At 70.2% G+C, this 1,506-nt stretch carries 1 protein-coding gene; it reads right to left on the bottom strand.

Annotated features, from left to right (window positions below):
• Positions 1-60 precede the first annotated feature (60 nt).
• Entirely contained in the window at positions 61-1,380 is a 1,320-nt protein-coding gene (locus DXA43_RS10110) for an IS256 family transposase (protein ID WP_233540082.1), read from the bottom strand.
• Positions 1,381-1,506: the final 126 nt, after the last annotated feature.

The following is a 1,506-nucleotide window of genomic DNA, read 5'->3' on the forward strand; positions in this document are numbered from 1 at the left end:
GGTGGCGCGCGCAGACGTGGTGTAAGAGCGTCCCGAGGTCCGTCGCTGCAAGTCCCGATGTTACTCCTTCTTGAGACCGCGCCTCTCGACTATCTCGTCCACTATCTCCCTGGCGCGCCGCCCGAGCGCGCGGCGCCTCCCCTCTGTCGGGGCCGGCCTGTCCGCGGGCTCGGCGAAGCCCTCGGCGGCCGAGGCCTCGGAGAACACGCGCTGCTGGGACCACTGTCCCTCGGTCTCCATGAGGCTCGCGCACGTCAGGCGCAGCATCGACTCCCTCGAGGGGAAGGACTGCACGACCCTGTAGCGGCGCTTGATCTCGCGGTTGGCGCGCTCCTGGACGTTGTCGGTGCGGAGCTTGGCCCAGTGCGCCCTGGGGAAGGCCGTGAACGCCAGCGCGGAGTCCTCGGCCTGCTCGAAGACCTCGCCGGCCCTGGCGGACACCGACGCCACCCAGGGCGCCGCCTCGGCCCACACGCAGCGCGCGAGGTCGGGGTCGTCCTGGTAGACCGCGGCGTGCACGAGGTCCCTGACGGCCGCCTTGGAGTCCTCGGGCCTGCCCGAGCAGGCGCTCTGGAGGTTGCGCTGCAGGTGCGTCACGCAGCGCTGCCAGGCGCAGCCCTGGAACAGGCGCGAGACGGCGGCCACGAGCCCGGCGTGGCTGTCGGAGACCACGAGGCGAACGCCGGCCAGCCCGCGCTCGCGCAGCCCGCCGAGGAATGCCGCCCAGGAGTCCTCGCTCTCGGTGTCGACCACGTCGCAGCCCAGGAAGTGCTTGCGCCCGTCGGCGCCCAGCCCGATCGCGGTCACGACGCCCTGCGAGACGACCGACGAGCCGACCCTGCAGCTCATGTAGGTGGCGTCGAGCCACAGGTAGCAGCACGGCGTGCCCGACAGGTCGCGGCGGCGGAACTCCGCCACCTCGGCGTCGAGGTCGGAGCAGAGGCTCGAGACCTCCGAGCGCGACAGCGAGGATATGCCCAGCTTGGACGCCACGCGCTCGACCTTGCGGGTGGACACGCCGCATACGTACATCTCCTGCACGATGGCGGCCACCGAGGTGTCGACGCGCGACCATCGCGCGAGCATGCCCTCGGGGTAGTAGGTGCCGTGCCTGAGCTTGGGTATCTCGAGCTCCACGTCGCCCACGGCGGTCTTGAGCGACCTGGGGCGGTAGCCGTTGCGGCTGTTCTCCCTGCCGTCGCTGCGCTCGTTGCGGCTCGCGCCGCACATCTGCTGGGCCTCGGAGTCCATCAGCGCGTTCATCACGCTGCCCAGCACCCTGCACGCGAACTCGCGCGCGTCGCCGCACTCCTGCCAAAGCCTCGCCGCCTCGAGGGCCTCGTCGCGGCCGAGGCGCAGTACACTCTCTTCTTGGGGCATCGCCTTTCCTTCCATTCGTCACCTTCATTGCTCCAACGACGAATTCTAGGCGGTGTCCCCTCCCTTTCAAGAAAGGGCGGAGGCGGGGCATGCCCCGCCTCTTACACCACATCTCTGCACGCTACC

Origin of the sequence: Collinsella sp. OF02-10 (genome assembly GCF_003463445.1) — a bacterium.
In the GTDB taxonomy this organism is placed as follows: Bacteria; Actinomycetota; Coriobacteriia; order Coriobacteriales; family Coriobacteriaceae; genus Collinsella.

Coding starts and splice junctions, on each gene's coding strand:
- DXA43_RS10110 (WP_233540082.1), bottom strand. CDS start 1,380: ATGCCCCAAGAAGAGAGTGTACTGCGCCTCGGCCGCGACGAGGCCCTC.